The following is a 24,764-nucleotide window of genomic DNA, read 5'->3' on the forward strand; positions in this document are numbered from 1 at the left end:
TTGTGCAGCCTATTTCTTAAGCAGCCACAAGTATCGAACAAAGAAAAAGGCCGCCTCCGATCAACGGAAGCGGCCTTTTTCAGCGCGTTCGCCGGCCGGCGTACAGGCGCTCATTCGCGCCAGAACGGCTTCGACATCTCGCGCTCGGCATCCAGGCGGCTGAAGCCGATGTCCTGGAGCATACGGTCGTCCAGATAGCCCAGCTCGCGGCGGGTGACGACGCGCTGGCGCCACAGGCCCAGCAGGTTCGAAGCAATTTCGACGACATGGCCGAAGGTGGTGTTGGCGTGGCCGGTCTCGGCCGAGTGCAGAAGGGTTGCCATGATGGAGATTCCTGAGATGTCTTGTTTTGGAGGGTCCGCCGGTCGGCGATCACGTCCTCCTCGTGTGGAAATATAATTATGCTTCTTTGAGCCATGTTGCCACCCCCGACGGCAACATGCCCGCTTTGCAGGCAGCGAAGAACTCGCCATGGAATGTCACCGATCTGTGGCAAATTCGTCATTGCGGATACTTACCGTTCGCCAGACTGACAATAAAGGACCCCCACAGCGGCACCCCCTGGACAAGGCAGACCGACTTGGGCGATGTATTGTTTTACTTACGGATCAATCCAGCAGACCAGTGGACAGGCTCATGAGCAGCATCCCCAGCCCCGCCGGCATCCCAGCCGGCCAGCAGTTCGAGACCATCGGCTTCGATGGCGACGACACGCTCTGGCACAATGAATCGCTGTTTTCGATGACGCAGGACCGTTTCCGCACCCTGCTGGCCCACGCCGCCGACCAGACCGACCTGGATCGCCGCCTGCTGGAGGCGGAACGGGCGAACCTCAGCGTCTATGGCTACGGCATCAAGGGCTTCGTGCTGTCGATGATCGAGACGGCGATCGCCGTCACCGACGGCCATGTCCCCGCCCGTGACCTGCAAAGCCTGATCGACTTCGGCAAGGCGATGCTGGAGCATCCGGTGGAGCTTCTGCCCGGCGTGAAGGAAGTGGTGGAGACGCTGGCCGGCCGTCACCGGCTGGTGCTGATCACCAAGGGCGACCTGTTCGACCAGGAAAGCAAGATCGCGCGCTCCGGCCTGTCGGACCACTTCCACGCGGTGGAGATCGTCAGCGAAAAGGACCCGGCCACCTACCGCCGGGTGATGGACCGCCACGGCATCGATCCGGCCCGCTTCCTGATGGTTGGCAACTCGGTGCGTTCCGACATCCTGCCGGTGCTGGCGACCGGCGCCCATGCCGTCCATATCCCCTATGCCATCACCTGGGCCCATGAAGAGGCCGAGGTGCCCGGCGAGCATTACCGCCGGCTGGAGTCGGTCCGCGACCTGCCGGCATTGCTGGCCGACTGGTAAGGAACCCTGACGATGACCCTGTCCACTCCCCTGTCGCTCTTGGCCGACCTCGACGGCATCACGCCCGAAACCGGCGCACCGGCAGCCGACCGCATCCTGTCGGGTGCGCCGGTCTTCATCAGCTGGAACGGCTACGAGTCGCCCGACGGCAAGCGGTTCGCCGGCACGTGGCGCTCGACTCCCGGCTCCTGGCGCATCGTCTATGACGAGTGGGAATATTGCGAGATTCTGGAAGGCGAAAGCATTGTCGGCCATGACGATGGCCGGTCATGGACCTTGAAGGCCGGGGACCGCTTCGTCATCGAACCGGGATTCCAAGGAAGCTGGACGGTGGTCGCGGCCACCACCAAGCGCTATGTGGTGATCCTGCCCTGACCCGCACGCCTAGAGTCTGTCTGGTGCTTATTGAAGCATCAGACAGACGCTAAGCTTTTGGTTTCCCGTGTGAGTCACGCTTCAAGCGATTCCGCTTGAAGCGTGACTCACACTTTAGCCGGTGATCTCGACAGACTGCTGAGCGGTGTTGTGGCTGAGAATGGTGACGGCCTTGCGCCCGATTTCCACCGCCAGCACGCCCAGGACGAGGACGGAGGCGACCAGCATCAGGCGGGCGATGTCGCGGGACCAGCCGCGCTTGCGGGCATTGGCACGGCGATGTGCACGCTCTACGGCCCGCGCGGCGCGGCCGGGCAGACGCTGTCCCATCCAGGCGGTGGCGGCCATGATGCGCTCCCTCACCATCCCCAACAATCGATATGCTTTTATATAAAATTTTATCTTGTTTGGCAAGGAGCGCGTCCCGCAGCGGATTGCCGCAGGACGCGCTCAGCAGAGGCGACGCTTACTCCTTGAAGGCGACCTCGCGCTGGCGGCGGAAGGCCGGCAGCAGGATCAGGGCCAGTAGGCCGGCGGCCACCGCCATCAGGCCGGCGCTGATCGGCCGGGAGACGAAGATGCCCAGGTCGCCATGCGACAGCAGCATCGCCCGGCTCAGATTTTCCTCCAGCAGCGGGCCGAGGACGAAGCCCAGCAGCAGCGGCGCCGGCTCGCAGTCCAGCTTCTTCAGCACATAGCCGAACAGACCGAAGCCGGCCATCATCACCACGTCGAACACGTCGTTGCGCAGGCTGTAGGTGCCGATGCAGCAGAAGACCAGGATAGCCGGGAACAGGTAGGCGTAGGGAACGCGCAGCAGCCGCACCCAGATGCCGATCAGCGGCAGGTTCAGCACCACCAGCATGATGTTGCCGACCAGCATGCTGGCGATCATGCCCCAGAACAGGTCGGGCTGCTTGATCATGATCTGCGGGCCCGGCGTGATGCCGTGGATCATCATCGCGCCGATCATCAGCGCCATCACCGCGTTGGACGGGATGCCGAGGCTGAGCATCGGGATGAAGCTGGCCTGGGCGCCGGCGTTGTTGGCGGCCTCCGGCCCGGCGACGCCCTGGATGGCGCCCTTGCCGAAGGCGGACGGATCGCGCGCCACCTTCTTTTCCAGCGCGTAGGAGGAAAAGGCGCTCAGCGTCGCCCCGCCGCCCGGCAGGATGCCGAGGAAGGCGCCAAGAGCCGTGCCGCGCACGGCGGCCGGCCAGGCGTCCTTGAAGTCCTGCCAGCTCGGCCACAGCCGGTGGATCGGCGACGGTTCGATGCCGCGCCCCTCCGTCTCCTCCAGATTGATGATGATGTCGGCCAGACCGAACAGCCCCATGGCGAGCGGCACGAAGTCCAGCCCGTCGTAAAGCTGCGGGATGTCGAAGGTGAAGCGCATCTGGCCGGAATTGACGTCGGTGCCGACCATGGAGAGCAGCAGCCCGATCAGGATCATCGCCACCGCCTTGACGACGGATCCATGGGCGAGGATCACCGCGCCGATCAGGCCGACCAGCATCAGCGCCACATATTCCGAGGGCCCGAAGGCCAGCGCCACCCCGGCCAGCGGCGGACCGGCGACGGCGATGACCAGCGTTGTCGCGACACCGGCGAACAGCGAGGCCAGCGCCGCGGTCGCCAGCGCCACGCCGCCGCGGCCCTGGCGCGCCATCGCGTTGCCGTCCAGACAGGTCATGACGGACGAGGATTCGCCCGGCAACTTCACCAGGATGGCGGTGGTCGAGCCGCCATACTGGGCACCGTAGAAAATGCCGGCCAGCATGATCAGCGCGCCGACCGGCGGCAGATAAAAGGTGATCGGCAGCAGCAGCGCCACCGTCGCCGTCGGCCCCAGCCCCGGCAGAACGCCGATCAGCGTGCCGATCAGGGCGCCGAGGAAGCAATAGAGCAGGTTCATCGGCTCGACCGACACGCCCAGCCCGAGCCAGAGATTGGCGAACACGTCCATCATGGCCAGATCTGGAGCGGCAGGCCCAGTCCCCAGGAGAAGATGGCGACGCAAGTGGAGGCCAGCGTGGCCCACAGCGCGGTGAAGGGACCCGGACGCAGCGGCCGGCCGGCCAGTCCGCCGATGCCGATCAGCGCCAGGATGGCGAGCACCAGCCCCAGCTTGTCGAGCAGAGCGGCGAAAGCCACCACAGCGACGGTGATGGCGACCGACGGCCGCCATGCCCAGGCCAGCGCCGCCGGCGCATCGGCGGTCAGGGCGCGAAACATCGTCGCGAGCCCGGATGCCAGCAGGAAATAGCAGACGAGCCGCGGGAAGAAGCCGGCCTGCATCATGGCCAGCGACCCGGCCTCCCAATTGCGCGCCAGCCACAGCCCGCCGAGTGCGATGGCCGCGAGCAGCAGCCCGGCCGCAAGGTCCTGGGGCGATCTCAGCCGGAAGGCAGCCGGCCGTGGCGATCTCAGGGTATGTGTCATTGGATGGATGTCCGCTCTCTCAGGCACGCGACGGCGAGTAGGCCGGGTGCAGCGCTCTCGCTTCGTGGAACGAGTTCATCGGACGAGGGGCACGTGAGGGAGCGGGTCCGCCCCCAACCGGGCGCAGTCCACACTGGCCGCTCCGAACCCTCGGCACCCGAATCCGCGGGTTGCATTATTGCCCCACGCCGCATCTCCGTCGAGTGTCATATGCATGTCATTGCGCGCTTTAATTCGCGACATAAGGGAATTTTCAAACTTTATCCGCGGCATTTTGCGCCAGGACACCCTTTTCTATATCAATAAATTTATTCAATACACGTATAAGCGACGATGTGGATGCGGCTGCCGAAGCGAGCGGGGCCGGCGCCGGACGCATCGGCACGAAAGCAAGGGATGGAACGATGACAGCAACGACCCGATTACTGCGCAAGGCCGGTGGCCGTGCCGCATTCCTTCTCGGCACGGTGCTGGCGGCGCTGGTTCTGTGCGCCGCGGCCGGCCCGGTGGCGCAGGCCGCCTATCCGGAGAAGCCGATCACCATGATCGTGGCCTATGGGGCCGGCGGATCGACCGACGTGACGGCCCGCATGCTGGCGCCCTATATCGAGCGGTATCTGGGCGGCGCCCGGATCGTCATCCTGAACCGCCCAGGCGCCGGCGGGGAAATCGGCTTCGCCGCCATCGCCGACGCCGTGCCCGACGGCTACACCATCGGCTTCATCAACACGCCGAACCTCATCACCATCCCGATCGAACGGCAGGCGCGCTATGGCCTCGACCGGCTGGAGCCGCTGGTGAACATCGTCGACGATCCCGGCGTGATGACCGTCCGCGCCGACAGCCCCTTCCGCTCGGTCGCGGACGTCGTCGCCAATGCCAAGGCCAATCCGCGCGTTCTCACCGTCGGTTCGACCGGCATCGGCTCCGACGACCATCTCGCCATGCTTCTGCTGGAACGGCAGGCCGCGGTTCACCTCACCCATGTGCCGTTTCCTGGCAGCGCCGAGAACTACCGGGCGATGCTGGGCCAGCACATCCAGATCTGCGACCAGAATCTGGGCGAGGGGCTGCGCGGAATCGCCGGTGGCGATCCGGTGCGGATGCTGGGCGTGATGAGCCGCTCGCGCTGGGACATGGCGCCCGACCTGCCGACCTTCCGCGAGCAGGGCTATGCCATCGACATGGTGTCGATGCGCGGCATCGGTGCTCCGAAAGGCCTGCCGCCGGAGATCCGCCGCACCCTGATCGAGGCGGTCACCAAGGCCGCCATGGATCCGGAATTCCAGGCCAAGGCGCGCGAGACCTTCCAGCCGTTGCGCATCGTCGGCCCCGACGCCTTCGCCGCCGAGCTGAAGCAGCTGGACGGCGAGTTCCGCAGCCTGTGGGCCGAGATGCCCTGGAAGTGACGGCCCGGATATAAGAACCGATTGGGAAACGATCCGGTCCGTTAGGTCTTCGTTCCGGTATCGTAACGGATCGGGTCGGTCATTCCGGCCTCGGAAAAGCCCTTGAGACGCAGCAGGCAGCTGTCGCAGGCGCCGCAGGACAGCCCCTCCGGCGTCGGGTCATAGCAGGAGTGGGTGAGGCTGTAGTCCACCCCCAGCTTCAGCCCGCGGCGGACGATGGCGGCCTTGTCCAGCGTCATCAGCGGCGCATGGATCTTGAAGCGGCTGGTGCCTTCGACCCCGGCCTTGGTGGCGAGGTTGGCGAGTGTTTCGAAGGCCGCGATGTATTCGGGGCGGCAGTCGGGATAGCCGGAGTAATCCAGCGCATTGACGCCGATGAACAGGTCGGACGCCCCCAGCGTTTCCGCCCAGGCCAGCGCGAAGGACAGGAAGACGGTGTTGCGCGCCGGGACATAGGTGACGGGGATGCCCTCGTCCAGCCCGGCTTGCAGGTCGGCGGCGCTGTCGTGCTTCGGCACCGCGATGGAGTCGGTCAGGGCCGAGCCGCCGAAGGCGCGCAGGTCGATGTCGGCGATCACATGCCGCTCCACCCCCATCGCCGCCACCACCCGCCGCGCCGCTTCCAGCTCCACCGAATGGCGCTGGCCGTAGCGGAAGCTGAGCGCATTGACCCGATAGCCCTCGGCCTTGGCGATGGCAAGCACCGTCGTCGAGTCGAGCCCGCCGCTGACCAGCACCACCGCGTCCCTGACACCGTTCCGATCCGCCATCGCACACCTGCCTTTCCGAAACCGTCCGCCCGACAGGGCGGACATCCCGCGACAGCTTCTGGCACATCCGGGCGGCACAGGCCAGTTCAGGACATCGACGCCAGCAACTCCGCGATGGTCATGATGCGCGACGGCGGCAGCCGGATGGTGGCGGTACAGCCCTGCCCCGGCGCACTGTCCAACGTCAGCGTGCCGCCATGCGCCTCAACCAGACGCAGCGCAAGCGGCAGGCCGAGACCGATGCCTTCGTGACGGCGGGTTGCAGTCTGGTCGATCTGGCCGAAGGGGGTGAGCGCCTGCGCGACGTCCTCCTGCCGCATGCCGACGCCGCGGTCGCGCACCGACAGTTCCACCCAACCGTCGGCGGCGAGCCCGGCAGTCAGGCTGACCGGACCACCCGGATGGCTGAACTTGATGGCGTTCGACAGCAACTTCCCCAAAGCCTGCCCAAGGCGGCGTTCATCGCCACGGATCGGCGGCAGGTCGCCGTCGGCCACCACCTCGACCGTCACGCCCTGACGGGTGGCGTGGAAGCGCAGATCCGCCACCACGCGTTCGATCAGCGCCGACAGGTTCACCGATCCTTCGACCAGCGAGAACCCGCCGGCATCGACGCGCGCCATGTCGAGGATGTCATCGATGATCGCCAGAAGCTGTTCGCCGGCCTGCCGGATCGCCCCGACGCAGTCAGCCACCAGGTCATTTTGCCGTCCACCCGCCGCGGCAGTCCCGGCTTGCGTCTCCAGCAGTTGGGAGAAGCCGATCACCGCGTTCAGCGGGGTTCGCAACTCGTGGCTCATCGTCGCGATGAAGGTCGATTTCGCTTGGTTGCCGGCCTCCGCCGCCTCTTTGGCGGCCAGAAGCTCGGCCTCGGCCCGCCGGCGGTCGGTCACGTCGCGAAGAATGGCGGTGTAGAGCCGCCGCCCCTCCACCTCGCTGGCGCTGACCGACAGCTCGACCGGAAAGCGGGTACCGTCGGCACGCTCCGCCTCCGCCGCACGGTCGCGGGCGACCAGGGCGGTGGTCTGGCCGGGCGCGAACTCCAGCCGGATACCGCCCTCCTCCCGCAAATCGGCCAGCGGGATCAGGCGGTCGAGCGGACGCCACAGCAGGTCGCCCGCCGCAATGCCGAACATCGCCTCCGCCGCACGGTTGAAACTGAGCAGCACGCCCGCCTCGTCGACGGTCAGGATCGCGTCGGCGGCGGTGTCGAGAACCGCCTCGTTGCGCGCCTCCGACAGGCGGAGCGCGTTGGCGGTGAGCACATATTCGCTGACGTCGGTGATGGTGGCGATGGTGCCGCCATCCTCCAGGCGAATGCGCTGGCACAGCACCCGGCGGTCGGCGCCCGTGCCGTCGGGATCGTGGAAGCGGAAATCGGTCGCCGCGGCATCGCAGCCCGGGTCCAGCCGCCAATCCGCCGCCACCCGCTCCCGGTCCTCCGGATGCACGGCATCGAGCCAGCCCCTGCCGAGCAGCCGGTCGGGCTCCAGCCCGGTGATCCCGGCCAGACGGGCATTGGCGAACTGCACCTGCCCGGCGGAATCGGCCTGCAATATGCCGACCGGCACCGCCTCCGCCAGGGTGCGGTAGCGCGCCTCGCTGGCGCGCAGCCGTTCCGACAGGGCGATGTGGTCGCTGATGTCGCGGATGTTCAGCACCAGCCCGCCGATGGCCGGGTCGGCCAGCGCGTTGCGGGTGGTGACCTCCAGCCAGCGCCAGCCGCCATCGGCATGGCGGAAGCGGAAAACGGCGCGGCCGCTGCTGCCCGCGGGAGCGTTCACGCGGAGTTGCAGCCGGTGCTGCGCCTCCTCCACATCGTCGGGATGGATGTGCTCGCCGAGCGGCGCACCGGTCAGAGCCTCCGGCGCATAGCCCAGCAGGTCGCCTGCGGAGTCGCCGATATGGCGCACGCACCCGTCCGGCGACAGCACGGCAACCAGCTCGCGGCGATCCTGGAACAGGCCGCCGATCCTGAGTTCCCTGGACAGGCCATCCTGCAAGACGACACCCCCGACCCTGATGCGGACGGCGGGATTGCGCTCGATCCCGCCGTCCGCAGGGTAATCAGAGGGCGTTAATGGTTCATGTCAGGATTAACCCGACTCCGAGTGCATGATTTCCGCGTTGAAACCCCTACCCCCGCCGCAGGGACAGGAAGGAAGTCAATGCTTCCAGCACCGCATCGGGGGACTCGGTCATCACCATATGCCCGGTCTGCGGCAGGACGACGACCTGCGATGTCTTGACGCGGGCGGCCAGCGAGCGTCCAGCCTTCGCCGGGGTCATCTTGTCGAGCGCGCCCAGCAGGAACAGCGCCGGACAGGCGACCATCGCAGCGGCATCGGCCCCCTGCCCATAGTCGTTGCAGGCGGCAAGATCGACGCCCAGCACGCCCGGACGCACCGAAGCCATCAGCCGGCGCCCGCCGGGGATCAGCGCCAGCCCCGGCGTCGGGCAGCCGCCGCCCTGGGCGCCGCCATGGCCGCGCGGGCCGGAGCCCCAGCCGATCACCATCTCGATGGCCGACCGGTCGCCGGCATGGGCCGCAGCCAGCAGGTCTGGATGGACCGGCATCCGCTCCGCTACACCCAACAGCGCGACCGCCTCCACCCGCCCCTCATGGCGGGCGGCGGCGTCCAGCGCCACCAGCGCACCCATGGAGTGGCCGACCAGCGCCGCCCGCTCCAGCCCGGCGGCGTCCAGCAGGGCGATCACCCAGTCGGCGATGGCGGCGATGCTGTCCAGCGGCTCGCCGCCGGAGCGGCCATGGCCGGGCAGATCGACCGCCAGGACCGAACGACCATGGTGGGCGAGATAGCGGCTTTGCAGGCTCCACACGCTGTGGTCCATGCCGGCGCCATGGATCAGCACGACAGCCGGACGGGCGGGGTCGATGTCCCGGCCGCCGGTGTGGACGAAGACGGGGTTTCCATTGACGGTCAGCTGCATGGCGCGGCCCTCAGCCCTTGGTGGCGGCGCGCAGCGCCTGCTTCAGATCGTCGATCAGGTCTTCGCAATCCTCCAGCCCGATGGACAGGCGGATCATGTCCTCCCCCACCCCGGAGGCGGCGAGCGCCTCGGCGTCGAGCTGGGCGTGGGTGGTGCTGGCCGGATGGATCACCAGCGACTTGGCGTCGCCGACATTGGCGAGGTGCGAGAACAGCGTCAGCGACTCGATGAAGCGCCGTCCGGCCTCGCGGCCGCCACCCTGCGCGCCGGCCCGGATGCCGAAGGAGATGATCGAACCGGCGCCATGCGGCAGCAGCCGGGCGGCCAACGCATGGTCGGGATGATCGACAAGATCCGGATAGGAGACCCAGGCGACCGCACCGTTCTCCGAATTCAGCTCCCCTTCCAAGAAGCAGACGACCTTGCGGGCGTTGTGGATGTGGCACTTCATCCGCAGCGGCAGCGTTTCCACGCCCTGCAGGATCTGGAAGGCGTTCATCGGGCTCATGCAGGCGCCGAAATCGCGCAGGCCCTCGGCACGGGCGCGGGCGATGAAGGCGGCCGGGCCGTACTCCTCGGCGAAATCGATGCCGTGATAGCCGGCATAGGGCTCGGTCAGGGTCGGGAACTTGCCCGACGCCTCCCAGTCGAAGCGGCCGCCGTCGATCACCACGCCGCCGATGGCGGTGCCATGCCCGCTCAGCCACTTGGTGCAGGAATGCATGACCAGATCGGCGCCATGCTCGAACGGCCGGCAGAGATAGGGGGTGGTGAAGGTCGAGTCGATCAGCAGCGGGATGCCGGCCTCATGCGCGATGGCCGCGACCTTCGCCACGTCCAGCACCTCCAGCCCGGGATTGCCCAGCACCTCGCCGAAGACCAGCCGGGTTTCCGGACGGATCGCGGCGCGGATGCCGTCGAAGTCGCGCGGATGGACGAAGGTCGTGGTGATGCCGAAGCGCGGCAGGGTATAGGCCAGCAGGTTGCGGCTGCCGCCGTAGATGGAGGAGGAGGCGACGATGTGCCCGCCCGCCCCCATCAGCGTCATGATCGCAAGCGTCAGCGCCGCCTGTCCGCTGGCGGTGCAGACCGCGCCCACCCCGCCTTCCAGCGTCGCCAGCCGCTCCTCCAGCACCGCGACGGTGGGATTGGAGATGCGCGAATAGATGTGGCCGGGCCGCTCCAGGTTGAACAGGGCCGCCGCCTGATCGACGTCGCTGAAGACGTAGGAGGAGGTCAGGTGGATCGGAACCGCCCGCGCCCCGGTCGCCGGATCGGGCTTCTGCCCCGCATGCAGGCTCTGCGTGTCGAACTTCAGGAACTTGGCGCCAGCCATGCTCCCCCTCCCCTCGAAGTTGGCACCGAAAATTAAAAGAGGGCCGCCTGCTATGGAGCGGCCCTCTTTGCTTTTCAGCGTCTTGTTTGCCAGCCCTGTTCAACCCGCATTCCTGCGGCATCGACGGTGCGGAAGCGTATGGAGACCTGACGCGCGCGTCAAGGCGGTTGGATCGACGAAAAAGCCAGCCAATGGACAAGTTTACGCGAATGAGAACAAGTTGCAACAAGTGCCGGGAGAGACTAAAAGGCGGCGATGGCTCTTGCCCACAGGGCTTGGCCCCCAAGGCCCGGCCTGTCCGAAGAAGAGGTTGGAATGAAGATCTCCCGCTCCCGGTTCGTCCGGTCGCTCGCCCTCGCCTCCGCTCTCGCCGCCCTACCGGTCGTGGCCCTCACGGGCACCGCCTTCGCCCAGGCGACGCCGAGTGCCGACGGCATCACGGTTTACAACGCCCAGCACGCCAGCCTGACCAAGGAGTGGGTGGAGCGCTTCACCCGCGAGACCGGCATCAAGGTGACCGTGCGCAACGGCAGCGACATGGAGCTGGGGAACCAGATCGTGCAGGAGGGTGCCGCCTCCCCCGCCGACGTTTTCCTGACGGAGAATTCGCCGGCGATGGCCCTGGTCGACAATGCCGGGCTGTTCGCACCGCTCGGCGCCGAGACGCTAGCCCCGGTGCCCGAGAGCTTCCGGCCGGCCAACGGCCATTGGGTCGGCATCGCCGCCCGCTCCACCGTCTTCGCCTACAACACCGGCAAGCTGACGCAGGACAAGCTGCCGAAGTCGCTGCTCGACCTCGCCAATCCGGAGTGGAAGGGCCGCTGGGCCGCCTCGCCCGCCGGTGCCGACTTCCAGGCCATCGTCGGCGCGCTCCTCCAGCTGAAGGGCGAAGCGACCACCGCCTCCTGGCTGAAGGCGATGAAAGAGAACGCCAAGCCCTACCGGGGCAACAGCGTCGCCATGAAGGCGGTGAATGCCGGCGAAGTCGAAGGCGCGGTGATCTACCATTATTATTACATCGGCGATCAGGCCCGCACCGGCGGCGAGAACAGCAAGAACGTCGCCCTGCACTATTTCCGCAACGGCGATCCCGGCGCGTTCGTCAGTATCTCCGGCGCCGGCGTCCTGGGCTCCAGCAAGAACAAGCGCGAGGCAGAGGCCTTCGTGAAGTTCCTGACCGGAAAGGGCGGGCAGGAAGTGCTGCGCGATGGCGATTCCTATGAATATGCCGTTGCCGGTGGCATCGCCTCCAATGCGAAGCTGGAGCCGCTCGACAAGCTGCAGGCGCCGAAGGTCAAGCCGGAGGCCCTCAACAATAAGGCCGTCACCGACTTGATGACTGCGGCCGGCCTGCTGTAATCCAATCTGCCGTCGCCCGCGGCATCGAACCCGCGGGCGGCGGCAGTTCAGGCCCGTCCATCCGGACGGACCCGGAGCCGGTTCCGGAGTTCACCGTCATCGCTCTTTACCCGCACTCTTCCCAGCCGCAGGCGGACCGCGACCACCCCACGCTCCACGCCGCGGCCTCCCTCGTCGTCGCGCGCCGTCCGCAGCGGGCGGGGCTGTCTGTCCTCGCCGTCACCTCGGTGGTCGCGGCGCTTGCACTGATGCCGCTCGCCTTCGTCGTCTGGATCACCATCCAGACCGGATGGGACACGGTGGTCGAACTGGTGTTCCGCCGCCGGGTCGGCGAACTGCTGGTGAACACGCTGCTGCTGGTCCTGCTGACCCTGCCGCTTTCCATCCTGGTGGCGGTCACGCTGGCCTGGCTGACCGAGCGCTCGGACCTGCCGGGACGGCGGTTCTGGGCCTGGCTGGCGGTGGCGCCGCTGGCGGTGCCCGCCTTCGTCCACAGCTATGCCTGGGTCACCGTCGCGCCTGGCCTGCATGGGCTGGCGGCGGCGGTGCTGGTCTCGGTGCTCGCCTACTCCCCCTTCCTCTATTTGCCGGTGGCCGCCCAGCTCCGCCGGCTCGATCCGACCATGGAGGATGTCGCCGCATCGCTCGGCCACGGACCGTGGCGGGTTTTCCTGACGGTGGTGCTGCCCCAGCTGCGTCTGGCGGTCTGCGGCGGCTCGCTGCTGATCGGCCTGCATCTGCTGGCCGAATACGGCCTCTACGTCATGATCCAGTTCGACACCTTCACCACCGCCATCGTCGACCAGTTCCAGTCGGCCTACAACGGCCCGGCGGCGAACATGCTGGCCGGCGTGCTGGTGCTGCTCTGCATGGGGTTGATGGGCGGCGAGGTGCTGCTGCGCGGGCAGGAACGCTACGCGCGCGTCGGCAGCGGCGCCGCAAGACGGGCCGCCCCGGCCGAACTCGGCCACGCGACCCTGCTTTGCATGCTGATCCCGCTGCTGTTCGCCGCACTCTCGCTCGGCGTCCCGCTGCTGACGCTCGGCCGCTGGCTGGCCATCGGCGGCTCGCGCATCTGGCAGGGCGCCGACATCGGCGGCGCCATCGTCCAGACCGTCGCCCTGGCGCTGGCCGGCGCGCTGCTGACCACGCTCGCCGCCGCGCCGATGGCCTGGCTGTCGGTGCGTGCCCCCGGCCGGCTCCAGCGGGTTCTGGAAGCCTGCCATTACTATGTCGGCTCGCTGCCGGGGGTCGTCGTCGCCCTGTCGCTGGTGACGATCACCGTGCGGGTCGCGCTGCCGCTCTATCAGACCGTCGGCACGGTGCTGCTGGCCTACATGCTGCTGTTCCTGCCGCGGGCCTTGGTCGGACTGCGGGCCAGCCTCGCCCAGGCGCCGGTCGAGCTGGAGCGGGCGGCCATGGCGCTGGGCCGGACGCCGTTGCAGGCAGTGCGCCAGATCACCTTCCGGCTCGCCGCCCCCGGCGCGGCGGCCAGCATGGCGATGGTGGCGCTCGGCATCACCAACGAGCTGACGGCGACCCTGATGCTCGCCCCCAGCGGGACGCGCACGCTCGCCACCGAATTTTGGTCGATGACCAGCGAGATCGACTATGCGGGGGCCGCCCCCTATGCGGTGATGATGGTCGCCGCATCGCTGCCGATGACGATCCTTCTCCACATCCAATCGAAACGGGCCGCCGGACGATGAGCTTCCTTCAGGTTCAGGGACTGGGAAAACGGTATGGCGACGCGGTGGCGCTGGAGGATGTCGACCTCTCGGTGCATGCCGGCAGCCGCACCGCCATCGTCGGCCGCTCCGGGTCGGGGAAGACCACGCTTCTGCGCATCGTCGCCGGCTTCGAATCCGCCGACAGCGGCCGTATCCTGCTCGACGGGCACCCGCTGGTGGATGGCGCTGGCGTCGTGCCGGCCCACCGCCGCGGCATCGGCTATGTGCCGCAGGACGGCGCGCTGTTCCCGCATCTCAGCATTGCCGACAACATCGGCTTCGGGCTGGAGCGCGGCGATGCCGGCCGGCGGAGCCGCATCCTGGAACTGCTGGATGCGGTGGAACTCGATCCGCAGATGCTGGAGCGCCGGCCGCACGAGCTGTCCGGCGGCCAGCAGCAGCGCGTGGCGCTCGCCCGCGCGCTCGCCCGCAAACCGGCCCTGATGCTGCTCGACGAGCCTTTCTCGGCGCTCGACACCGGCTTGCGCGACTCCCTGCGCCGCACCGTCGCCCGGGTGCTCTGCGAAGCCGGAATTGCGACGATCCTCGTCACCCACGATCAGGCCGAAGCGCTGTCCTTCGCCGATCAGGTGGCGGTGATGCGCGAAGGCCGCCTGACGCAGGTCGGCTCACCCCAGGAGCTGTATCGACGGCCGCGCGACCGCGAGACGGCGGCGTTCCTTGGCGATGCGATCATTCTGCCGGCGGATGTCGAAAACGGCTGGGCGAGCTGCAGTCTCGGCCGGCTGCCGGTGACCGCCGGCCCCCGGCGCGGCACGGGTGAGATCATGCTGCGCCCCGAGCAGCTCCGGCTGGTGATCGACGACCGCGACGCCCCGCCAGACACCAGAGAAAGCACTGCGGAGAGCTGGGGCCGGGTCATCGACGTCGAGTTCGGCGGCTCCGTCTGCAAGGTCGCGGTGGCGCTGGGCAATGTGCCGGGGCAGCGCAACCCGCTGCTCCTGCGCCATTCCAGCCTGGATCTGCCGAGGATCGGCAGCCGCGTCCGCATCCATGTCGAGGGCGAGGCGCATCTCTTCGACACGCCCCTGCGCTGACAAGTCTGTGGACGCAGGGGGGGGCGGATCAGGCGGTGACGCCCGCCGGTGACGGCTCGTCCCGCACCCCCACCATCGTCTCTTCCGCCAGCCAGTCCACCACCCGGCGCAGCGCCTCGTCCTCGCTGGCGCCGTCGGCGAGCGCCGCCTGGAAGATCTCGATCTGCCGGTGCGCGCTGGTGCCGCGCCTGAGGATATCGCGGGCCCGCCCGACCTCGGCGGTGCAGCCGAAATGCTCGGCATCCTCGCGGGTCAGGTCGATGATCTCGTCCAGCAGGTCGGCATAGGGCACGATGCGGCCCTGCCCGAAATCGACCAGCCCGCTGTCCAGGCCGTAGCGCTGGGCGCGCCAGCGGTTTTCCTCGATCAGCAGGTTCTTATAGGGCCTCCACGTCACATTGCGCAGCTTCAGCCGCCACAGCATGCGCAGCAGGCAGCGATACAGCGCCGCCACCGTCACCGCATCGTCCAGCCGGGTGCAAATGTCGGTGATGCGCATCTCCAGCGTCGGGAAGCGCGAGGACGGACGGATGTCCCACCACAGCTTGCTGGCATCCTCGATCACCCCGGCATTCACCAGCACCGCGACATGGCTCTGATACTCGCCATAGCTCTGGAAGCCGGCGGGCATGCCGGTGCGCGGCAGCTCGTGCCAGACGCTGAGCCTGTAGGAGCGGCGCTCCATGTCACGCCCGCGCCAGAAGGGCGAGGAGGTCGACAGCGCCAGCAGGTGCGGCAGGAAATAGCGGACCTGATTCATCAGGTCGATGCGCAGATCGTCATCCTCGATTCCGACATGGACATGCATGCCGCAGATCATCAGCCGGCGGGCCGGCGCACCGAGGTCGCGGGCCAGCATGTTGTAGCGGTCGCGGTTGGTGTGCTTCTGTGGCTCCCATGCGGCGAAGGGATGAGTCGAGGCGGCGATCGGCGCCAGCCCGTAGCGGTCGGCCACCCCGGCTACCGTGCCGCGCAGTGCAGCCAGCTCGGCCCGCGCCTCGTCCAGCGTCTTGCAGACCGGCGTTCCCACCTCGATCTGGCAGCGCAGGAATTCCGGATGGATGCGGCCGGGCGCCTGTTCCTGGCAGGCTTCCAGCATCTCGTCCGGCGGGCTGGTCACGATGTCGCGCGTGCCGCGGTCGACCAGCAGATATTCCTCTTCCAGGCCGAGGGTGAAGGACGGTTCGGTCACGGTGCTTTCCATGCGGTGTCAGGCCCGGGGAAAATGGTGGACGACCGTCAGCGACGGCAGGGAGAGCAGAGGTTCCAGCGCATCGCCGATCACCTGCGCCCAGAGATCGGCGCCCTCCGGCGTGGCGATCAGATCCTGCCGCACCTCCAGCAGGACGTTGGGATAGCCAGCGGGGGTCGCATGAGTCTCCACCGTGCCGCCCAGCGTGCCGCGGCCGGAATAGGGCTGGTTGTCGCCGACGCACCAGCGGCCGTCTGCCTTCAGCGCGTCGATCAGCGGCACCGGCAGGCGCGGATCGTTGTCCCACAGCACGCCGATGTGCCAGGGCCGCGCCACCCCGCGCATCGCCGGGGTGAAGCTGTGCACCGAAACCAGCACCGGCACCTGCCCGCGGGCACGGATCGAGGCCACCGCAGCCGCGACCGCGGCGTGGTAGGGCTTGAACAGCGCCTCCACCCGCTGCGCCTGGGCCTCGGCATCAAGCGCACGGTTGCCGGGGATCACCACGTCGTCGCTGACCACCGGGATCGCGGTCGGATCCTCAAGCGCCCGGTTCGGATCGATCACCAGCCGGGAGAATCCGGAAAGCACCGCGGTGGCGCCGAACCGCTCCGCCAGCCGCCGCGTCACCTCCGCCGCGCCGATGTCGTAGGCGATGTGGCGGCAGAGCTGCTCCTCCGGCAGGCCGAGGTCGGCCAGCGACCGCGGAACCGCGCGCGATGCATGGTCGCACACCAGCAGCAGCGGCCCGCCGGCATCCGGATTCAGCGTGGTCGCCGGCGGCGGATCGTCCGGCCCCAGCAGCGGAGTTGCCGTACGCGGTGCCGGCGCTGGCGCGGTGACGGGCTGACGGTGTTCGGAGGGTGAGGAAGCCATGCCCCACACTAACGCAGCGGCCGCGCCGGGAGGAAGCGCGGCCAATGGTGGTAGTCCGAACGGCAAACTGCTAGGCTTCCTTTCCATCTCCGCGCGACACCACCCGGAAGACCCGCCGCATGCTTCGCCTGCTCACCCTTTGCCTTGCCGTGATGGCGCTGCTCAGCGCTTGCGGACCCGTTTACGAGACGCAGTACAGCCTCGTCCCGCCAAGCTCGGCCGAAGGTCGGCTCTGCGTCAACCAGTGCCAGCAGAACCGCAACTATTGCCGCCAGAATTGCGGCATGTCGCAGCAGGCCTGCGTGAACGAGGCGCGGTCGCGCGCCCTCTACGAATATCAGGCCTACGTCAACCGCCAGCAGGCGGAGAAGAAGCCGATCAAGAAGTCGGTCGGCGATTTCGACCGCTCCTACTCCTGCGGCAACAGCAGCTGCGAAGCGCGCTGCGAGTCCGACTATCGCGACTGCTTCGGCGGAAGCTGCGGCGGACAGGTGGTCGCCAAGCGCGTCTGCACCGCCTTCTGCGACCAGGAAAAGCCGGCGCCCGCCGCACCGATGCTGAGCCCGGTGCCGCCGGGCGGCGTCCAGGCGCCGATGATGCAGGCACCGACGGGGGCCGCTCCGATGTCCAACAACGGTGGCTATGCCGCCGGTTCGTCGCTGTGTCAGCCCGGCATGCGGGTGTCGGTGGAATGGAAGGGCGACTGGTATCCGGCCACCGTCAAGGATCATCCCCGCAAGGACGGCCGCTGCCCGGTCCACTATGACGATTTCGGCTCGGAAGACGACGAGTCGGTCACGCTGCGCCGCATCCGTCCGCGCTGACCCGCCGCCTCCCAGACATCCGCCGGCAGCCTCCGGGAGAGTCCCGGAGGCGCACGGCAGCCATGACTTGCGTCCCGCTGGCCCGGCAACCGGGCGGCCGTTATAAGCGGTCCATGCCAGACGCCAGTACCTTCCCAGCCGATCATGCGTACCGGACCCAGCGCATCGCCCTGATCGCGCTGCTGATCGGCGCCCTGGGCATCGCCTTCGCCCCCATCTTCGTCCGGCTGTCGGAGGTCGGGCCGGTCGCCACCGGCTTCTGGCGAACCGCACTGGCGATGCCGGCACTGGGGCTGTGGATGGCCGCCGAGTCGCGGCAACGGGACGGGCGCTCCAGCCGCCGTCCCTCCTCCGTCTCCGACTATGCCCGCCTGTCACTGGCCGGCCTGTTCTTCGCCGGCGACCTCGCGATCTGGCACACCTCGATTCGCTACACCTCGGTCGCCAACTCCACGCTGCTGGCGAACTTCGCACCGCTCTACGTGGCGCCGGCCGCCTGGTTCCTGTTCAAGGAGCGGATCACCCGCCGCTTCGTCATGGGCATGCTGCTGGCGCTGGCCGGCGCCATCGTGCTGATGGGCGAGAGCTTCCAACTCGACGCCGACCATCTGTTCGGCGATGGGCTGGCCCTGCTCACCGCCGCCTTCTATGCCGGCTACATCCTGTCGGTCGGACGGCTGCGCGCGGAATTCTCCACCGCCACCATCATGACCTGGAGCGGCGCGATATCCGCCTTGGTGCTGTTGCCGATCGGCCTGTATGACGGCGAGGCGATGCTGCCGGCGAGCGCGTCCGGCTGGGCCGTGCTGGCCGGCCTCGCCCTGTTCAGCCATGCCTGCGGCCAGAGCCTGATCGCCTACGCCCTTGCGCATCTGCCGGCGTCCTTCTCGTCGGTCAGCCTGCTGCTTCAACCGGCGGCGGCGGCCATCCTCGCCTGGATTCTCCTGAGCGAGCCGCTGGGCCCCTTGCAGGCACTGGGTGCCGCGGTGATCCTGATGGGCATTCTGCTCGCCCGTCCCGGCGGCCGCTGACGCCCAGGTCCGGACAGTTGTCCATCGCCATTGCCGCCATAGTTTTCCATCCCGTGGGCAAGGCGCCGCAGTACGGCGGTCGGGCATTGACCGCACCCGCCGGGACCGCTACCGGTATGACCATTCAGCAATGAACCGCCTTCCGACCAAAGGGGAACAACCCGTGCCCGGCACCGACGACAGCGCTCACGTCCCCTCCTCTTCCCAGCGCATTTCGGAATGGGTGGCCCAACAGCTCCTCGACCGCATTGCGCGTGGCGAGCTGGTGCCGGGGGAACGTCTACCGGGCGAGCGTCAGCTGGCGGAACAGCTGCATGTCAGCCGGGTTTCCGTTCGCGCTGCGCTGCAGAAGCTGAAGACGCAGGGCTTCCTGACCGCAGTCCAGGGCGGCGGCACCCGTGTCGTGTCATCGGCCGGCATGATGGACGGCGCGCTGACGGCGATGGTGCGCAGCACCCACCAGAATCTGTGCGACCTCGTCGAAATCCGCATGGCGCTGGAGAGCTGGGCCGCCCGCCGCGCCGCGGAACGCGCGACACCGGAGCAGATCGACACCATCGGCCGCATCCTGGCGGCGATGAGCGAGACGAATCGCGACGGCGGACGTGCGGCGGATGACATGGACTTCCATGTCGCGGTCGCCCAGGCATCCGGCAGCCCGGTCTACCTCCATCTGCTGTCGACCATCCGCGACATCCTCGGCAACATGGTCGAGATGAAGCACACCGAGCCCTTCATGGAAAACCATGAGGCCCTGATGATCGAGCATCACCGCGCCATCCATCAGGCCCTCGCCCGCCGTGACCCGGACGGCGCCGCGAGCGCCGTCACCGCCCATCTCGGCTGGATCCTGGCGCGCTACCGCACGATGTCCGACCATTCCACCGGCGCCGCCGACAGCGCGGCCGACGCCTCGCCTTCCCCCAGCGCCGGCTGAAGCCGGCGACCCGACAAAGCCGGCAAAAAGAAAAGGCCGCAGCCCTCCCGAGAGAGGCTGCGGCCTTGTCCTATTCGAACGGTAACGATCCTCAACTGGCGAGGATCGTCCCGATCTGTTTGGTAACCTCATCGATGTCGGCCATGCCGTCCACCACCTTCAGAACGCCGCGGCCCTGGTAATAGGGCAGGATCGGCGCGGTCTGTTGGTGGTACTGGCCCAGGCGGGTGGTCACCGTCTCCGCATTGTCGTCGGCGCGCCGCTTGAACTCGGTGCTGCCGCAGACATCGCAGACGCCCTCGACCTTCGGCTTCTCGAAGCTGTCGTGATAGCCCTTGCCGCACTTGGCGCAGGTGTAACGGCCGGTGATGCGGTCCACCAGCACGTCGTCGACAACCCGCATCTCGATCACGTGATCGAGCTTCAGGCCCTTTTCGTCCAGCATCCGATCCAGCGCCTCGGCCTGAGCGACCGTGCGCGGGAACCCGTCGAGGATGAAGCCGTTCTTCACGTCGGGCTTCGAAATGCGTTCGGCGATCATGCTGACCATCAGCTCGTCCGGCATCAGCTTGCCGGCGGCCATGATCTCCTTCGCCTGCTGCCCGAGCGGCCCGCCTTCCGCCACCATGGCGCGGAGCATGTCGCCGGTCGACAACTGCACCAGACCACGAGTGTCTTCCAGACGGCGCGCCTGGGTCCCCTTCCCGGCGCCCGGCGGACCGAGCAGTATGAGGTTCATTACTTTCTCCCCCGAAGCTTCGATTTCTTGATCAATCCCTCATACTGGTGGGCCAGCAGGTGGGAATGAATCTGCGCAACCGTGTCCATCGTGACGGTGACCACGATCAGCAGGCTGGTGCCGCCAAAATAAAACGGAACCGAGTGCTGGGATATCAGGATTTCGGGGAGGAGACAAACCGCCACAAGGTAGGCGGAGCCGATGACCGTCAGCCGCGTCAGCACATAGTCAATGTGGTCGGCAGTGTTCTTGCCCGGACGGATGCCGGGGATGAAGCCGCCATACTTACGCAGGTTGTCGGCCGTCTCCGTCGGGTTGAAGACGATGGCGGTGTAGAAGAAGCAGAAAAACACGATCAGCGAGGCGTACAGCAGCATATAGAGCGGCGTCCCGTGCGCGACATAGCGCGACACCGCCTGCAGCCACTCCGGCCCTTCGCCGCCGGCGAAGCCGACCGCGGTCAGCGGCAGCAGCAGCAGCGACGACGCGAAGATCGGCGGAATGACGCCGGCCGTGTTCATCTTCAGCGGCAGGTGCGACGCTTCGCCGCCGAAAACCCGGTTGCCGACCTGACGCTTCGGGTACTGCACCAGCAGGCGGCGCTGGGCGCGTTCCATGAAGACGATGAAGAACACCACGCCGACCGCCATCACCAGCATCAGGATGATGAAGACGGTGGACAGCGCGCCCTGGCGGCCGAGTTCCAGCGTGTTGACCAGCGCGCGCGGCAGTTCCGCGACGATGCCGGCAAAGATGATCAGCGAAGTGCCGTTGCCGATGCCACGGGCGGTGATCTGCTCGCCCAGCCACATCAGGAACATGGTGCCGCCGACCAGCGTGATGACCGTGGCAATGCGGAAGAACAGGCCGGGGTCAATGACCGCCGCGCCGGTGGAACCGCGCATCGACTCAAGCCCGACCGCGAGACCGTAGGCCTGGACGGTGGCGAGAACGACGGTGCCGAATCGGGTGTACTGGTTCAGCTTCTTGCGCCCGGCCTCGCCTTCCTTCTTCATGGCTTCCATCTGCGGCGACACGGCGGTCAGCAACTGCACGATGATGGACGCCGAGATGTACGGCATGATGTTGAGCGCGAAGATGGTCATGCGGTGGAGCGCACCGCCGGCCAGCATGTCGAACATCCCGAGGATGCCGCTGCCCTGCTGCTTGAAAACGTCCTGCAGGATGTGCGGATCGATGCCCGGAATCGGGATGTAGGTGCCCAGCCGATAGACGATCAGGGCCGCCAAGGTGAACCAAATCCGCTTTTTCAGCTCGGTCGCCTTGGAGAAAGCCCCGAAATTGATGTTGGCGGCAAGCTGCTCGGCCGCTGATGCCATGGTCCAATCCCTGTCCCGTAAGCGCGAACGGGGCGGCACTGCATGACGCAGGCCGCCCCTCGCGACTTCGCTTTTTGTAGTGCCCCGAAAGCCCGCGCGCAAGCACGGGCTTGTCGCGGAACTTTACTCGGCGGCTTCGGCGGCGGGAGCGGTCAGCGTGACGCTGCCACCCGCCTTCTCGACGGCTTCGATCGCCGACTTGGACGCGCCGGCAACCGTGAAGGAAACCTTCGCGGTCAGCTCGCCCTTGCCCAGCAGACGGACACCGTCCTTCTTCACCTTGCCGGTGACGCCGGCGGCGTTGAGCGCCGCGGCATCGATGGTCTCGGCGGCGTTCAGCTTGCCCAGGTCGATGGCCTTTTGGACCATGCCCAGGTTAACCACCGAGTATTCCTTGGCGAAGATGTTCCGGAAACCGCGCTTCGGCAGGCGGCGGTGCAGAGGCATTTGCCCGCCTTCGAAGCCGTTGATCGCCACGCCGGTGCGCGAGGTCTGACCCTTCACGCCGCGGCCAGCGGTCTTGCCCTTGCCCGAACCGATACCGCGACCGACGCGCATGCGCGCCTTGCGGGCACCGGCGTTGTCACGCAGGTCATTAAGCTTGGTCATGATCTCAGCCCTCGTTCTCGACGCGGACCAGGTGCGCGACCTTGGCGATCATGCCCCGCACGGCCGGAGTGTCCTCCAGCTCGCGGGTCCGGTGCAGCTTGTTGAGACCCAGACCGACCAGCGTTTCGCGCTGGTCGTGCTTGCGGCCGATCGGGCTGCCGATCTGGGTCACGACGACGGTCTTCTTCTCGCTCATGATCAGGCCTCCTGACCGGCGCCGGCCTCGCGACGACCGAGGATGTCGCTCACGCGACGACCACGGCGCGCCGCGACGGACCGCGGGCTGGTGACCTGGGTCAGGGCGTCGAAGGTCGCCTTGATCATGTTGTGCGGGTTCGACGTGCCGATCGACTTGGTCACGACGTCAGCGACGCCGAGAGCCTCGAAGATCGCGCGCATCGGACCACCGGCGATGATGCCGGTACCGGCCGGAGCGGCCCGCAGCACGACCTTGCCGGCACCGAAGTGGCCGTTGGTGTCATGATGCAGCGTACGGCCTTCGCGCAGCGGGACGCGGATCATGCCGCGCTTGGCCTGATCGGTCGCCTTGCGAATGGCTTCCGGGACCTCGCGGGCCTTGCCCGAGCCGACGCCGACACGACCCTTGCCGTCGCCAACGACGACCAGAGCGGCGAAGCCGAAGCGACGACCACCCTTGACCACCTTGGCAACGCGGTTGATGCCGACGAGCTTTTCGATCAGCTCGCTTTCTTCCCGCTCGCGCGGCTGCCGGTCGCGGTTGTCCCGCTCCCCACGTTCACGTGCCATATCCGGGCCTCCTTAGAACGACAGCCCGCCCTCACGGGCGGCGTCGGCCAGGGCCTTGACCCGGCCATGGTAAATATACCCACCGCGGTCGAAGACAACCTCGGTGACCCCAGCGGCCTTGGCGCGCACGGCGATCAGTTCGCCGATGCGCTTGGCAGCATCGACGTTGCCGCCGTGCTTGAGCTGCTCGCGCAGCTCCTTCTCGAGCGACGAGGCGGACGCGAGCGTCTTGCCGTTTTCGTCGTCGATGATCTGGGCGTAGATGTGCAGATTGGACCGGAAAACCGAGAGGCGAACGCGCCCGCCGGCCTTCTTGGCAATCTGCGCGCGCACGCGCTGCTTGCGGCGCTCGTGGAGTTGCTTTGGCTTCAGCATGGCGGTTACTTCTTCTTACCTTCCTTGCGCAGGACGGTTTCGGTCTCGTACTTGATGCCCTTGCCCTTGTAGGGCTCCGGCTTCTTCCAGCCGCGGATCTCAGCGGCAACCTGGCCGACCTTGTGCTTGTCGTAGCCGCTGACCGAGATGGCCGTCGGCTTGTCGCACTTGATCGTGATGCCTTCCGGGATCGGGTACTTCACGTCGTGCGAGAAGCCGAGCTGGAGAACCAACTCCTTGCCCTGCACGGCCGCGCGGTAACCGACGCCGTTGATTTCCAGATTGATCGTGTAGCCCTGGCTGACACCGGTGACCATGTTGTTGATCAGGGTGCGCGAGGTCGCCCACATGACGCGGGCGCGCTTGCTGTCATTTGCCGGCTTCACCACCACCTTGCCGTCTTCCAGCGCAGCGGTGATGTCGTCGATCAGGGTCAGGCTGAGTTGCCCCAGCTTGCCCTTTGCCGTCACCTGCTGACCGTCGACCTTTACGTCGACGCCAGCCGGAACCGGCACGGGATGCTTGCCAATTCGCGACATCTGCCAATCCCCCTTAGAACACGCGGCAGAGGACTTCGCCGCCGACGTTGGCAGCGCGGGCCTCGTTGTCCGACATCACGCCGCGCGGGGTCGACAGGATCGACAGACCAAGCCCGTTGTAGACGCGGGGCAGGTCGGCGATCTTCGAATAGACGCGACGGCCGGGCTTCGAAACACGGGCGATCTGCTTAATGACAGGCTCGCCTTCGTGATACTTCAGCTCGATCTTCAGGTTCTTGACGCCGGGGCGCAGCTCTTCCTCGGACCAGCCGCGGATGAAGCCTTCACGCTTCAGCACGTCCAGGACGTTGACACGCAGCTTGGACGCCGGGGAAACCACAACAGACATGCGGGCGTGCTGACCGTTGCGGATGCGGGTCAGCATATCGCCGAGCGGATCGCTCAAAGACATTCTCGGACCCTCCTTACCAGCTCGACTTCGTCATCCCCGGAATCTGGCCGGTCGAGGCCAGTTCGCGGAGGGTGACGCGGGACAGCTTGAACTTGCGATAGAACGCGCGCGGACGCCCGGTCATTTCGCAACGGTTCCGGACACGCACCTTCGAGGAGTTGCGCGGCAGTTCGGCCAGCTTGAGGCGGGCGGCGAATTGCTCTTCCGGGGGGAGGGCCTTGTCGTTCGCGATGGCCTTCAGGCGCGCACGCTTGTTGGCGTACTGCTTGGCCAGCTTGGCGCGACGCTTGTTCTTTTCGATGGCACTGGTCTTAGCCATGGTCGTGCTC

At 67.3% G+C, this 24,764-nt stretch carries 28 protein-coding genes; 9 read left to right on the forward strand and 19 right to left on the reverse strand.

Annotation, left to right across the window (positions count from 1 at the left end):
• Positions 1–110 precede the first annotated feature (110 nt).
• Positions 111–323, reverse strand: a complete 213-nt coding sequence (locus ABNQ38_RS20405; RefSeq protein ID WP_098740467.1) for a DUF1127 domain-containing protein — start codon at positions 321–323, stop codon at positions 111–113.
• Positions 324–636: 313 nt separating this feature from the next.
• Here ABNQ38_RS20405 and ABNQ38_RS20410 point away from each other — a divergent pair, with 313 nt between their 5' ends.
• Entirely contained in the window at positions 637–1,362 is a 726-nt protein-coding gene (locus tag ABNQ38_RS20410) for an HAD family hydrolase (protein ID WP_377809952.1), read from the forward strand.
• Between the two features lie 12 nt (positions 1,363–1,374).
• The gene (locus tag ABNQ38_RS20415) at positions 1,375–1,737 is read left to right on the forward strand and encodes a cupin domain-containing protein (protein WP_377809953.1); all 363 of its coding nucleotides are present in this window, start codon (positions 1,375–1,377) and stop codon (positions 1,735–1,737) included.
• A 114-nt stretch (positions 1,738–1,851) separates the two neighbouring features.
• On the opposite strand, the gene ABNQ38_RS20420 is transcribed toward ABNQ38_RS20415, so the two are convergent.
• The 3 genes from ABNQ38_RS20420 to ABNQ38_RS20430 form a co-directional block, all read right to left on the reverse strand.
• Positions 1,852–2,103 (reverse strand): hypothetical protein, encoded by a 252-nt coding sequence (locus ABNQ38_RS20420; protein WP_377809954.1) that lies wholly within the window; start codon positions 2,101–2,103, stop codon positions 1,852–1,854.
• 100 nt (positions 2,104–2,203) lie between these two features.
• On the reverse strand, positions 2,204–3,706 hold the full coding sequence (locus tag ABNQ38_RS20425) for a tripartite tricarboxylate transporter permease (RefSeq protein ID WP_377809955.1): 1,503 nt from the start codon (positions 3,704–3,706) through the stop codon (positions 2,204–2,206).
• Positions 3,703–4,179, reverse strand: a complete 477-nt coding sequence (locus ABNQ38_RS20430; RefSeq protein WP_098740472.1) for a tripartite tricarboxylate transporter TctB family protein — start codon at positions 4,177–4,179, stop codon at positions 3,703–3,705. Before ABNQ38_RS20430 ends, ABNQ38_RS20425 begins: the two co-directional genes overlap by 4 nt.
• A gap of 404 nt (positions 4,180–4,583) precedes the next feature.
• Here ABNQ38_RS20430 and ABNQ38_RS20435 point away from each other — a divergent pair, with 404 nt between their 5' ends.
• Positions 4,584–5,588: a tripartite tricarboxylate transporter substrate binding protein gene (locus ABNQ38_RS20435; RefSeq protein WP_377809956.1), complete on the forward strand. Its 1,005-nt coding sequence runs from the start codon at positions 4,584–4,586 to the stop codon at positions 5,586–5,588.
• Positions 5,589–5,629: 41 nt separating this feature from the next.
• Here the strand turns inward: ABNQ38_RS20435 and queC are convergent, their stop codons facing one another.
• The 4 genes from queC to ABNQ38_RS20455 form a co-directional block, all read right to left on the reverse strand.
• Positions 5,630–6,358: a 7-cyano-7-deazaguanine synthase QueC gene (gene queC, locus ABNQ38_RS20440; protein ID WP_377809957.1), complete on the reverse strand. Its 729-nt coding sequence runs from the start codon at positions 6,356–6,358 to the stop codon at positions 5,630–5,632.
• Positions 6,359–6,444: 86 nt separating this feature from the next.
• Positions 6,445–8,361: a PAS domain S-box protein gene (locus ABNQ38_RS20445; RefSeq protein WP_377809958.1), complete on the reverse strand. Its 1,917-nt coding sequence runs from the start codon at positions 8,359–8,361 to the stop codon at positions 6,445–6,447.
• Between the two features lie 133 nt (positions 8,362–8,494).
• Positions 8,495–9,310: an alpha/beta fold hydrolase gene (locus tag ABNQ38_RS20450; RefSeq protein WP_377809959.1), complete on the reverse strand. Its 816-nt coding sequence runs from the start codon at positions 9,308–9,310 to the stop codon at positions 8,495–8,497.
• A 10-nt stretch (positions 9,311–9,320) separates the two neighbouring features.
• Positions 9,321–10,646, reverse strand: coding sequence for an O-acetylhomoserine aminocarboxypropyltransferase (locus ABNQ38_RS20455; RefSeq protein WP_377809960.1), 1,326 nt, complete (start codon positions 10,644–10,646; stop codon positions 9,321–9,323).
• Positions 10,647–10,961: 315 nt separating this feature from the next.
• Here ABNQ38_RS20455 and ABNQ38_RS20460 point away from each other — a divergent pair, with 315 nt between their 5' ends.
• The 3 genes from ABNQ38_RS20460 (at position 10,962) to ABNQ38_RS20470 (ending at position 14,793) form a co-directional block, all read left to right on the forward strand.
• The gene (locus tag ABNQ38_RS20460; protein ID WP_377809961.1) at positions 10,962–12,005 is read left to right on the forward strand and encodes an iron ABC transporter substrate-binding protein; all 1,044 of its coding nucleotides are present in this window, start codon (positions 10,962–10,964) and stop codon (positions 12,003–12,005) included.
• Between the two features lie 248 nt (positions 12,006–12,253).
• Positions 12,254–13,714 carry an ABC transporter permease gene (locus ABNQ38_RS20465; RefSeq protein WP_377809962.1) on the forward strand — a complete coding sequence of 487 codons (1,461 nt, stop codon included), beginning with the start codon at positions 12,254–12,256 and terminating at the stop codon, positions 13,712–13,714.
• Positions 13,711–14,793 (forward strand): ABC transporter ATP-binding protein, encoded by a 1,083-nt coding sequence (locus ABNQ38_RS20470; protein WP_377809963.1) that lies wholly within the window; start codon positions 13,711–13,713, stop codon positions 14,791–14,793. The genes ABNQ38_RS20465 and ABNQ38_RS20470 overlap by 4 nt, the downstream gene beginning before the upstream one ends.
• Positions 14,794–14,821: 28 nt before the next feature.
• Here ABNQ38_RS20470 and ABNQ38_RS20475 read toward each other — a convergent pair whose 3' ends face one another.
• Positions 14,822–15,985, reverse strand: a complete 1,164-nt coding sequence (locus ABNQ38_RS20475) for a carboxylate-amine ligase (RefSeq protein ID WP_377809964.1) — start codon at positions 15,983–15,985, stop codon at positions 14,822–14,824.
• Between the two features lie 18 nt (positions 15,986–16,003).
• A complete protein-coding gene (locus ABNQ38_RS20480; protein WP_377809965.1) occupies positions 16,004–16,861 on the reverse strand; it encodes an N-formylglutamate amidohydrolase in 858 nt (285 codons plus the stop codon).
• 119 nt (positions 16,862–16,980) lie between these two features.
• Between ABNQ38_RS20480 and ABNQ38_RS20485 the strand changes: the two genes are divergently transcribed.
• From ABNQ38_RS20485 to ABNQ38_RS20495, 3 genes are all read left to right on the forward strand, one after another.
• Complete coding sequence (locus ABNQ38_RS20485) at positions 16,981–17,685, forward strand: hypothetical protein (protein WP_377809966.1); 705 nt, start codon at positions 16,981–16,983, stop codon at positions 17,683–17,685.
• Between the two features lie 113 nt (positions 17,686–17,798).
• Positions 17,799–18,716: a DMT family transporter gene (locus tag ABNQ38_RS20490; RefSeq protein ID WP_377809967.1), complete on the forward strand. Its 918-nt coding sequence runs from the start codon at positions 17,799–17,801 to the stop codon at positions 18,714–18,716.
• A 163-nt stretch (positions 18,717–18,879) separates the two neighbouring features.
• Complete coding sequence (locus ABNQ38_RS20495; RefSeq protein ID WP_377809968.1) at positions 18,880–19,653, forward strand: FadR/GntR family transcriptional regulator; 774 nt, start codon at positions 18,880–18,882, stop codon at positions 19,651–19,653.
• 91 nt (positions 19,654–19,744) lie between these two features.
• Here ABNQ38_RS20495 and ABNQ38_RS20500 read toward each other — a convergent pair whose 3' ends face one another.
• The 9 genes from ABNQ38_RS20500 to rpsN all read right to left on the reverse strand — a co-directional run bounded on the left by ABNQ38_RS20500 (position 19,745) and on the right by rpsN (position 24,754).
• A complete protein-coding gene (locus ABNQ38_RS20500; protein ID WP_098740483.1) occupies positions 19,745–20,392 on the reverse strand; it encodes an adenylate kinase in 648 nt (215 codons plus the stop codon).
• The gene (gene secY / locus ABNQ38_RS20505; protein ID WP_098740484.1) at positions 20,392–21,732 is read right to left on the reverse strand and encodes a preprotein translocase subunit SecY; all 1,341 of its coding nucleotides are present in this window, start codon (positions 21,730–21,732) and stop codon (positions 20,392–20,394) included. Before secY ends, ABNQ38_RS20500 begins: the two co-directional genes overlap by 1 nt.
• Before the next feature lie 123 nt (positions 21,733–21,855).
• Positions 21,856–22,341: a 50S ribosomal protein L15 gene (gene rplO, locus ABNQ38_RS20510; RefSeq protein ID WP_109051337.1), complete on the reverse strand. Its 486-nt coding sequence runs from the start codon at positions 22,339–22,341 to the stop codon at positions 21,856–21,858.
• Positions 22,342–22,345: 4 nt separating this feature from the next.
• The gene (rpmD, locus tag ABNQ38_RS20515; protein ID WP_042694084.1) at positions 22,346–22,537 is read right to left on the reverse strand and encodes a 50S ribosomal protein L30; all 192 of its coding nucleotides are present in this window, start codon (positions 22,535–22,537) and stop codon (positions 22,346–22,348) included.
• Positions 22,538–22,539: 2 nt separating this feature from the next.
• On the reverse strand, positions 22,540–23,109 hold the full coding sequence (gene rpsE / locus ABNQ38_RS20520; RefSeq protein ID WP_014246902.1) for a 30S ribosomal protein S5: 570 nt from the start codon (positions 23,107–23,109) through the stop codon (positions 22,540–22,542).
• Between the two features lie 12 nt (positions 23,110–23,121).
• On the reverse strand, positions 23,122–23,484 hold the full coding sequence (gene rplR, locus ABNQ38_RS20525; protein ID WP_377809969.1) for a 50S ribosomal protein L18: 363 nt from the start codon (positions 23,482–23,484) through the stop codon (positions 23,122–23,124).
• Positions 23,485–23,489: 5 nt separating this feature from the next.
• The gene (rplF, locus tag ABNQ38_RS20530; RefSeq protein ID WP_377809970.1) at positions 23,490–24,023 is read right to left on the reverse strand and encodes a 50S ribosomal protein L6; all 534 of its coding nucleotides are present in this window, start codon (positions 24,021–24,023) and stop codon (positions 23,490–23,492) included.
• Positions 24,024–24,036: 13 nt separating this feature from the next.
• Positions 24,037–24,435, reverse strand: coding sequence for a 30S ribosomal protein S8 (gene rpsH / locus ABNQ38_RS20535; protein WP_045581817.1), 399 nt, complete (start codon positions 24,433–24,435; stop codon positions 24,037–24,039).
• 13 nt (positions 24,436–24,448) lie between these two features.
• Complete coding sequence (gene rpsN, locus ABNQ38_RS20540; protein WP_200197752.1) at positions 24,449–24,754, reverse strand: 30S ribosomal protein S14; 306 nt, start codon at positions 24,752–24,754, stop codon at positions 24,449–24,451.
• Positions 24,755–24,764: the final 10 nt, after the last annotated feature.

It is taken from the genome of Azospirillum sp. A29, from assembly GCF_042604625.1.
In the GTDB taxonomy this organism is placed as follows: Bacteria; Pseudomonadota; Alphaproteobacteria; order Azospirillales; family Azospirillaceae; genus Azospirillum; species Azospirillum palustre.

Coding starts and splice junctions, on each gene's coding strand:
- ABNQ38_RS20405 (WP_098740467.1), bottom strand. CDS start 323: ATGGCAACCCTTCTGCACTCGGCCGAGACCGGCCACGCCAACACCACC.
- ABNQ38_RS20410 (WP_377809952.1), top strand. CDS start 637: ATGAGCAGCATCCCCAGCCCCGCCGGCATCCCAGCCGGCCAGCAGTTC.
- ABNQ38_RS20415 (WP_377809953.1), top strand. CDS start 1,375: ATGACCCTGTCCACTCCCCTGTCGCTCTTGGCCGACCTCGACGGCATC.
- ABNQ38_RS20420 (WP_377809954.1), bottom strand. CDS start 2,103: ATGGTGAGGGAGCGCATCATGGCCGCCACCGCCTGGATGGGACAGCGT.
- ABNQ38_RS20425 (WP_377809955.1), bottom strand. CDS start 3,706: ATGATGGACGTGTTCGCCAATCTCTGGCTCGGGCTGGGCGTGTCGGTC.
- ABNQ38_RS20430 (WP_098740472.1), bottom strand. CDS start 4,179: ATGACACATACCCTGAGATCGCCACGGCCGGCTGCCTTCCGGCTGAGA.
- ABNQ38_RS20435 (WP_377809956.1), top strand. CDS start 4,584: ATGACAGCAACGACCCGATTACTGCGCAAGGCCGGTGGCCGTGCCGCA.
- queC (WP_377809957.1), bottom strand. CDS start 6,358: ATGGCGGATCGGAACGGTGTCAGGGACGCGGTGGTGCTGGTCAGCGGC.
- ABNQ38_RS20450 (WP_377809959.1), bottom strand. CDS start 9,310: ATGCAGCTGACCGTCAATGGAAACCCCGTCTTCGTCCACACCGGCGGC.
- ABNQ38_RS20455 (WP_377809960.1), bottom strand. CDS start 10,646: ATGGCTGGCGCCAAGTTCCTGAAGTTCGACACGCAGAGCCTGCATGCG.
- ABNQ38_RS20460 (WP_377809961.1), top strand. CDS start 10,962: ATGAAGATCTCCCGCTCCCGGTTCGTCCGGTCGCTCGCCCTCGCCTCC.
- ABNQ38_RS20465 (WP_377809962.1), top strand. CDS start 12,254: ATGCCGCTCGCCTTCGTCGTCTGGATCACCATCCAGACCGGATGGGAC.
- ABNQ38_RS20470 (WP_377809963.1), top strand. CDS start 13,711: ATGAGCTTCCTTCAGGTTCAGGGACTGGGAAAACGGTATGGCGACGCG.
- ABNQ38_RS20480 (WP_377809965.1), bottom strand. CDS start 16,861: ATGGCTTCCTCACCCTCCGAACACCGTCAGCCCGTCACCGCGCCAGCG.
- ABNQ38_RS20485 (WP_377809966.1), top strand. CDS start 16,981: ATGCTTCGCCTGCTCACCCTTTGCCTTGCCGTGATGGCGCTGCTCAGC.
- ABNQ38_RS20490 (WP_377809967.1), top strand. CDS start 17,799: ATGCCAGACGCCAGTACCTTCCCAGCCGATCATGCGTACCGGACCCAG.
- ABNQ38_RS20500 (WP_098740483.1), bottom strand. CDS start 20,392: ATGAACCTCATACTGCTCGGTCCGCCGGGCGCCGGGAAGGGGACCCAG.
- secY (WP_098740484.1), bottom strand. CDS start 21,732: ATGGCATCAGCGGCCGAGCAGCTTGCCGCCAACATCAATTTCGGGGCT.
- rplO (WP_109051337.1), bottom strand. CDS start 22,341: ATGACCAAGCTTAATGACCTGCGTGACAACGCCGGTGCCCGCAAGGCG.
- rpmD (WP_042694084.1), bottom strand. CDS start 22,537: ATGAGCGAGAAGAAGACCGTCGTCGTGACCCAGATCGGCAGCCCGATC.
- rpsE (WP_014246902.1), bottom strand. CDS start 23,109: ATGGCACGTGAACGTGGGGAGCGGGACAACCGCGACCGGCAGCCGCGC.
- rplR (WP_377809969.1), bottom strand. CDS start 23,484: ATGCTGAAGCCAAAGCAACTCCACGAGCGCCGCAAGCAGCGCGTGCGC.
- rplF (WP_377809970.1), bottom strand. CDS start 24,023: ATGTCGCGAATTGGCAAGCATCCCGTGCCGGTTCCGGCTGGCGTCGAC.
- rpsH (WP_045581817.1), bottom strand. CDS start 24,435: ATGTCTTTGAGCGATCCGCTCGGCGATATGCTGACCCGCATCCGCAAC.
- rpsN (WP_200197752.1), bottom strand. CDS start 24,754: ATGGCTAAGACCAGTGCCATCGAAAAGAACAAGCGTCGCGCCAAGCTG.